Below are 6603 nucleotides of genomic sequence, written 5' to 3' on the forward strand. Positions count from 1 at the left end.
CCTGCCGACGCCGGCGGCAGGTCAGGAGATGTGAACGGCCAGCCCGCACAGGCCGAGACCGCTCGCGGCGGCGCTGCGCCACAGCCGCAGCGGGCCGTCCAGGACGCACTCCTTGCCGGGGTAGTAGTGCAGCCAGTCCTGGGCCTCCGCAGCGGCGCGTTCGGCGTCGGTGAAGGTGAGGGCGCGCTCCACGTCGGGCAGGGTCCGGCGGACCTCGGCCGAGGTGAGGAGGAAGTTGCCGCACCAGCCCGGCAGGAGCGTGGCGCGGGCCGGGCCGATGGCATGGAAGAACGACTGGACCGCGTAGTCCTTGGAATTGACCGAGACGAAGATGTTCTCGTCCGCACGGTCCGTCCACACGTTCTCGATGGCGGAGAAGTCCGGATCGACGGTGCCGGAGCACAGGTCGTCGATGTGACGCCCCGGGACGGTGAGGTCCAGGAACGACAGGACGGCAGCGTCATCCGCCGCCGGGTGCCCCGAACTGCCGTACCACGTACGGTGGTCGGGCAGCGGAGCCTGCTGCCACCGCTCCCATCGCCGTTGGACGTGGGGCTCGGAGCGGTCCGCCTCCATCGCGGGCAGCAGCAGGGGTGCGAGGTCGGCGATGAAGGCGTCCGGGTGGCTGCTGATCGCCCAGATACTGGTGAAGCCCATGCCCGGGACGGTAGTACTTGTGACTGACATCCGGCCCGCCCCGCCTCGGCCTGGCGCGGGCTCGCGGCCGGGGTACGGCACGCGAGCCCGGCGCACGACCGCAGGCCGCAGGCGTAGGCCGTAGGCGTTCAGGCCTGGACGAGGGCGGGCGGGATCAGAATCCGCTCTCCTCTCTGTACGCGCTCACGCGTCGCCGGTGACGGGGGTGAGGCAGAACGGGTGGCCCTCGGGGTCCGTGAGGACGATCCACTCGTCCTCACCCGGCTGGAACTCCGGCCGGGACGCACCGAAGCCGAGCAGGTCCTCGGCCGCGCGGTGCACGTCGGCGACGGTGAAGTCGAGATGCACGTGCGCGGCGCCGCCGGGCCAGCCCGGCGCCCGGTAGCCGTCGACCCGGACGAAGGCGAGTCGGACCGGGGTGCCGTCGCCCAGCGAGGCGAAGTCCTGGTCGCTGTGGGTGATCTCCCACCCGGTGGCCTTGTGGTAGAACGCGGCGAGCGCGGCCGGATCGGCGCAGTCGATGACGATCGTGCTGAGCTGCTTGAGAACGGGCATGCCGATGACTCCTCGGTATCCGAACTGGATGGGGCGCGAGCGGTCCCGGCCTTCCGGCCCGGCCCCTCGCACTCCGTCAGCGTGCCCGTGACGGCCGGTCCCGGTCTTGAACATCCTTGCGGGGGCGGGGGTTTGTCAGACCCGCCGGGTAGCGTCGGCGACGTGCTCACAGCCGTTCCCCTCGCCACCCGGCCCGACTTCGGGATCAGCGCGGTGGCCTGCCGCGCCGACCACACCCGGTGGTCGGCGCCGGAAGTCCGCAGCGACTACCGCGTGGTGCTGGTGCGCCGCGGCCGGTTCCGCCGGAGAGCCGCCGGCGTCGCCGCGGACCTCGACGCGACGGTGGCCTACGTGGGTGTGCCGGGCCAGGAGGAGAGCTTCGCCCACCCCGACGGCGGCGACCACTGCACCGCGATCAGCGTCACGCCGGAGCTGTGGCGCTCCCTGGCGGGTGACAGTCACCGTGCCGGTGCCGGTACGGGCGTGGGTGCCGGAGCCGGACGAGCCGGGCAGGCGCTCTACGTCGACCCGCGGCTCGACCTGGCCCACCGGCGCCTCATCGCCACCGCCCGCTCGGGCGACGTCGACTACGCGCTCACCGAGGAACTGCTGACCCTGCTCTCGACGGCCATCGGCCGTACCGTGGCCGGACCGACCCCGCTCGGCCGCGCATCGCCCGAACACGATCGGCGCCTGGTGGCGGCCGCCCGCGAGGCGATCGTCGAGGGACACCCGGCCTCGAACGCGCTGCTCCCGCTGGCCGAGTTGCTCGGTGTCTCGCCGTACCGCCTGAGCCGGGCGTTCCCCCGCGAGCTCGGCGTCTCGGTGACCCGCTACCGCCACCGAGTCCGTATCGGCCGGGCGCTCGACCGCCTGGAGGCCGGCGAGAACGGCCTCGGCACCCTCGCCGCCGAACTCGGCTACGCCGACCAGGCCCATCTGACCCGGACCATGCGCCAGTACCTGGGCCACACCCCGGCGAGGCTTCGCCGGCTCCTGGCTGCCGCGCGCGTCTGACCGCGTGCGACCGACCGCGCGCACCTGACCGCGTGCGACGCGCGCACAGCGGAGGTGCCGTCAGGCGCCCGCGGCCAGCGACAGGCCGGTGAACAGCATCGTCGTCGCGACGAGGGCGTCCAGGACGCGCCACGACGAGGCACGGCGGAAGAAGCCGGTGAGCAGACGGGCGCCGAAGCCCAGCGCGGTGAACCAGCACACGCTGGCCAGTGCGGCGCCGAGCGCGAACTCCCAGCGGAGTGTGCCGTGGGTGGCGGCGATGGCACCGAGCAGGAGCACCGTGTCGAGGTAGACGTGCGGGTTGAGCCAGGTCATCGCGAGACAGGTGAGCACCGCGCGGCGCCCGGAGTGGACGGTCGGTCCGCCGGCCTCCAGGCTGGAGGCCCGGAAGGCGCGGCGCGCGGCGATCACCGCGTAGCAGAGCAGGAAGACCGCGCCGACCGCGCGCACCGCCGTCAGTGCCGCCGGCCACGCCGTGATCAGCGCGCCGAGCCCGCCGACGCCGCAGGCGATCAGTACGGCGTCGGAGGCCGCGCAGATCGCGACCACCGGCAGGACCGCCTCCCGGCGGACGCCCTGGCGCAGGACGAAGGCGTTCTGCCCCCCGATGGCGACGATGAGTGAAAGACCGGCCCCGAAACCTGCGGCCGTGGCGGTGAACGTGCTTCCCATGGCCGACACCGTAGGCAATCAGCACATCACAAGGCCAGCTAAACATTTTTACGTATCCTTAGCTGTCATGAAGGCTGAGCTGCCCCACGACCTGGTCCGGACCCTGCTCGCGGTCGTCGACGAGGGCACCTTCGACGCCGCCGCGGCGGCCCTGCACGTGACGCCCTCGGCGGTGAGCCAGCGGATCAAGGCACTGGAGCAGCGCACCGGGCGGGTCCTGCTGACCCGCTCGCGGCCGGTCAAGGCGACCGAGTCGGGACAGGTCGTGGTGCGCTACGCCCGTCAGCTCGACCGGTTGGAAGGCGACGCGCTCGACGAGCTCGGGATGCCCGGGGGCACCGAGGACGCCGGGCCCTCGGGTGCCTCCTGGCTGCCGATCGCGGTCAACGCGGACTCACTGGCGACCTGGTTCGTGCCCGCACTGGCCTCCCTCGCGCAGGACGCGCGCATCCACGTCGACCTGCGCCGCGAGGACGAGGCGCACACCACCGCCATGCTGCGCGCCGGCGAGGTGATGGCCGCGGTCACCTCCACGCCCCAGCCGGTGGCGGGCTGCTCGGTGCAGCGGCTCGGTGCGATGGTCTTCCTGCCGGTGGCCGCGCCGCAGTTCGTCGCGCGCTGGCTCGACGGCGACGCGGCCCTGCTGCTCCCTGACGCCCCGGTGGTCTGCTTCGACCGCCGTGACGAGCTGCAGGACACCTTCGCCCGCGATCTGACGGGCGGTCGGGGAGCGAGCTTCCGGCGGCACTACGTCCCGTCCAGTGAGGGCTTCGCCGATGCCGTCGCGGCCGGCCTCGGCTGGGGCCTCGTCCCGCGCAGCCAGGCCGAGCCCCGACTGCGCAGCGGCGCGCTGGTCCGCTTCCTCCCACGCCGTACGGTCGAGGTCCCGCTCTACTGGCAGCAGTGGCGCCTCGACTCGCCCGCACTGGCAGCCGTCGCCGCGGCCGTCGCGGCGGAAGCGGCGCGTGCCCTGCGGTAGCGGCGCGAGCCCCGCGGTACCGGCGCGTGCCCTGAGTGAAGCGCCGCGAGCCGTGCGCGACAGTGCACCCGCCCTCCGGGCACCCGCCCTCCGGAAGCCCCGACCGACCCCCGCCCCACCCGATCAACGAGGAAGCAGAGAAGTCCATGGTCACGTTCCGCCTCGATCCCGCCGTCGTCGGCGCCTTCCCCGAGACCCTCATCGCCGTGGTCACCGCCACCGGCCTGCGCGGTCGTGAGGAGTGGACCGGCACCGCCGCCGCCGTGGCAGAGCTGGAGCGGGAGCTCGCCGAAGGGGCCTGGCGGCCCGCCGACGAGACCGACCCCCGCATCGAGGCCTGGCACACCGCCTACCGCTCCTTCGGTACCAACCCGCGCCGCGTCCGCCCCAGCGTCGACGCGCTGGGCCGGCGCCTCGCCAAGAAGGGCGCCCTGCCGCGGGTCAACCCGGCCGTCGACTCCTACAACGTCGTCTCCGTCCGCCACGGGCTGCCGGCCGGCGCCTTCGACCTGGACCACGTCACCGGCGAGGTCGCCATCCGCCCCGCGGACGGCAGCGAGTCCTTCACGCCGCTCGGCGAGCCCGACACCGTCGAGCACCCCAGGCCCGGTGAGATCGTCTACGCGGACACCACCGGCATCCTGACCCGGCACTGGAACCACCGCGACGCCCACCGCACCCGTGTCACCGAGGACTCCACCCACGTCGCCTTCGTCCTCGAAACCCTCCACGCCACCCGCGACGGCCGGCTCCTCACGGCCGCGGCCGAGGAGTTGCGGAAGCTGCTCGCCCGGCACGCCGACCGGACCGCGGTGGACCACCTGAGCGCGGAACGACCCCGGGTCACCGTCTGAGACGGCGTCCCGGGGGCCGGGCCGGACGCCCCCCGGACCGGCACCGCGCCGGAGCGCCCCCGCGAGCGCTCAGGACGCTCCTCCGGGAGCCTGCCGCCGCTGCGCGTGCTCCTCGAACCTGCGCCGCAGGTCCTCCTTCCAGCGGGCCGCGTTGCTGCCGTCCAGCTGACCGGCGAAGGCCCGGTAGGCGGCCGGTGCCAGCGCCTCGCGGTCGGCGGGCTCCGCCGAGGCGATCGCCCAGAGCGCCTTGTCCGTGTCGTTGTCCAGCCCGGAGCAGGAGCGCAGGCCCCCGCCCGCGAGCACGCGCTCCAGTTCCGCGTGGAAGATCTGCCGCAGCTCCCGGTCGGTCGGCCGCCTGTCCCGCATCCCCGCCCCCTTTCGATGTCGAACCCGAACTGCCGTCCTCCGTGAGGGACTCGGTGGCCCGGGCCCTGGTTCCCCGAGTCCTGGTTCCCTGCGCCGACCCGACCCGACCGGCGCGGTCGTCTTACGGATCGCTGACGCCATGCCGTCGCGGCGGTCCGCGGTGCGGCCCGGCGGGTAGCGTCCCGGGGCATGAGGATTCTGGTCACCGGCGGCGCCGGGTTCATCGGTTCGGCCGTCGTGCGTGCCCTGGTCACGGCGGGCCACGAGGTCCGCGTGCTGGACGCGCTCCTGCCCGCGGTCCACCCGTCGGGGGCGGTGCCCGAGCTGCCGGGCGGCGTCGAGTTCCGGCACGGCGACGTCCGGGACGCGTCGGCGGTGCGAGGGGCGCTGGCAGGGGTGGACGCGGTATGCCACCAGGCGGCCATGGTCGGCCTCGGGCTCGACCTCGACGACGCGCCCGAGTACGTCGGCTGCAACGACCTCGGTACGGCCGTGCTGCTGTCCGCGATGGCCCGCACGGGGGTGCGGAGCCTGGTCCTGGCCGGATCGATGGTGGTCTACGGCGAGGGCCGGTACACGTGTCCGGAGCACGGGTGCGTGGCGCCCGGACCACGGCGTCCGGACGACCTCGATGCCGGCCGGTTCGAACCGCCCTGCCCGGTGTGCGGGGCCCCGCTCCGGCCGGGACTGGTGGACGAGGCCGCCCCGGGCGACCCCCGCAACGTGTACGCCGCGACCAAGCTCGCCCAGGAGCACCTGGCCGCCGCCTGGGCCCGCGCCTGCGACGGGTCGGTCCTGACGCTGCGTTACCACAACGTCTACGGCCCGGGCATGCCGCGCGACACCCCGTACGCCGGAGTGGCCTCGCTGTTCCGCTCGCGGCTCGCCCGTGGCGAGGCTCCCCGGGTGTTCGAGGACGGCGGCCAGCGCCGGGACTTCGTGCACGTCGACGACGTCGCAGCGGCGAACCTGGCCGCCCTGGAGGACGTCCGTGACCGCCTCCCGGGCCGGGCCCGGGCGTACAACGTCGGCAGCGGCGAGGTGCGCACGGTCGGCGAGATGGCCCGGGCGCTGGCCGACGCCTACGGTGGGCCGGCCCCGGTGGTGACCGGGCAGTACCGGCTCGGGGACGTCCGACACATCACCGCCGATTCCTCCCGGCTGCGTGAGGAGCTGGGCTGGAGGGCCCGGGTGCCGTTCGGGGCGGGGATGGCCGAGTTCGCCGCCGCACCGCTGCGCGCCTGAGGGGCCGGGGGCCGGGGGGCGGGGGCCGGGGCCCCGCCCCGCACCCCCGGCGCGGGCGGGGGGCCCGGCGCCCCCCCCCCCCCCGCCCCCCCCCCCCCCCCCCCCCCCGCCCCCCCCCCCCCCCCCCCCGCCCGCCCCCCCCCCCCCCCCCCCCCGCCCCCCCCCCCCCCCCCCCCCCCGACTCTGGCTGCGGATTGAAAAGCGCAGCGACGGACCAGCGACCGCCCCGGCTGGGACCTGCTCGTCGCGGTTCGGTCG

Annotated in this window: 8 protein-coding genes; 4 read left to right on the forward strand and 4 right to left on the reverse strand. The window is 74.8% G+C overall.

The window, feature by feature from the left end; all coding sequences use genetic code 11:
- Positions 1-21 precede the first annotated feature (21 nt).
- Entirely contained in the window at positions 22-657 is a 636-nt protein-coding gene (locus ACIRST_RS40145; protein ID WP_402809264.1) for a hypothetical protein, read from the reverse strand.
- Between the two features lie 183 nt (positions 658-840).
- Positions 841-1212, reverse strand: coding sequence for a VOC family protein (locus tag ACIRST_RS40150; protein ID WP_350520804.1), 372 nt, complete (start codon positions 1210-1212; stop codon positions 841-843).
- A 162-nt stretch (positions 1213-1374) separates the two neighbouring features.
- Between ACIRST_RS40150 and ACIRST_RS40155 the strand changes: the two genes are divergently transcribed.
- Entirely contained in the window at positions 1375-2229 is an 855-nt protein-coding gene (locus ACIRST_RS40155; RefSeq protein ID WP_350520803.1) for an AraC family transcriptional regulator, read from the forward strand.
- Positions 2230-2289: 60 nt separating this feature from the next.
- Here ACIRST_RS40155 and ACIRST_RS40160 read toward each other — a convergent pair whose 3' ends face one another.
- Positions 2290-2901, reverse strand: a complete 612-nt coding sequence (locus ACIRST_RS40160) for a LysE/ArgO family amino acid transporter (RefSeq protein ID WP_350520802.1) — start codon at positions 2899-2901, stop codon at positions 2290-2292.
- Positions 2902-2968: 67 nt separating this feature from the next.
- Between ACIRST_RS40160 and ACIRST_RS40165 the strand changes: the two genes are divergently transcribed.
- Both ACIRST_RS40165 and ACIRST_RS40170 read left to right on the forward strand, forming a co-directional pair.
- Entirely contained in the window at positions 2969-3880 is a 912-nt protein-coding gene (locus ACIRST_RS40165; protein ID WP_350520801.1) for a LysR family transcriptional regulator ArgP, read from the forward strand.
- A gap of 146 nt (positions 3881-4026) precedes the next feature.
- Positions 4027-4734 carry a B3/4 domain-containing protein gene (locus ACIRST_RS40170; RefSeq protein ID WP_402809269.1) on the forward strand — a complete coding sequence of 236 codons (708 nt, stop codon included), beginning with the start codon at positions 4027-4029 and terminating at the stop codon, positions 4732-4734.
- A gap of 69 nt (positions 4735-4803) precedes the next feature.
- Here the strand turns inward: ACIRST_RS40170 and ACIRST_RS40175 are convergent, their stop codons facing one another.
- Positions 4804-5100, reverse strand: a complete 297-nt coding sequence (locus ACIRST_RS40175) for a hypothetical protein (RefSeq protein ID WP_402809271.1) — start codon at positions 5098-5100, stop codon at positions 4804-4806.
- A 189-nt stretch (positions 5101-5289) separates the two neighbouring features.
- Between ACIRST_RS40175 and ACIRST_RS40180 the strand changes: the two genes are divergently transcribed.
- Positions 5290-6345: an NAD-dependent epimerase/dehydratase family protein gene (locus tag ACIRST_RS40180; protein WP_350520798.1), complete on the forward strand. Its 1056-nt coding sequence runs from the start codon at positions 5290-5292 to the stop codon at positions 6343-6345.
- Positions 6346-6603 lie beyond the last annotated feature (258 nt).

The sequence above is a fragment of the Kitasatospora sp. NPDC101447 genome (assembly GCF_044767225.1).
Taxonomy (GTDB): Bacteria; Actinomycetota; Actinomycetes; order Streptomycetales; family Streptomycetaceae; genus Kitasatospora.

Coding starts and splice junctions, on each gene's coding strand:
- ACIRST_RS40145 (WP_402809264.1), bottom strand. CDS start 657: ATGGGCTTCACCAGTATCTGGGCGATCAGCAGCCACCCGGACGCCTTC.
- ACIRST_RS40150 (WP_350520804.1), bottom strand. CDS start 1,212: ATGCCCGTTCTCAAGCAGCTCAGCACGATCGTCATCGACTGCGCCGAT.
- ACIRST_RS40160 (WP_350520802.1), bottom strand. CDS start 2,901: ATGGGAAGCACGTTCACCGCCACGGCCGCAGGTTTCGGGGCCGGTCTT.
- ACIRST_RS40165 (WP_350520801.1), top strand. CDS start 2,969: ATGAAGGCTGAGCTGCCCCACGACCTGGTCCGGACCCTGCTCGCGGTC.
- ACIRST_RS40170 (WP_402809269.1), top strand. CDS start 4,027: ATGGTCACGTTCCGCCTCGATCCCGCCGTCGTCGGCGCCTTCCCCGAG.
- ACIRST_RS40175 (WP_402809271.1), bottom strand. CDS start 5,100: ATGCGGGACAGGCGGCCGACCGACCGGGAGCTGCGGCAGATCTTCCAC.
- ACIRST_RS40180 (WP_350520798.1), top strand. CDS start 5,290: ATGAGGATTCTGGTCACCGGCGGCGCCGGGTTCATCGGTTCGGCCGTC.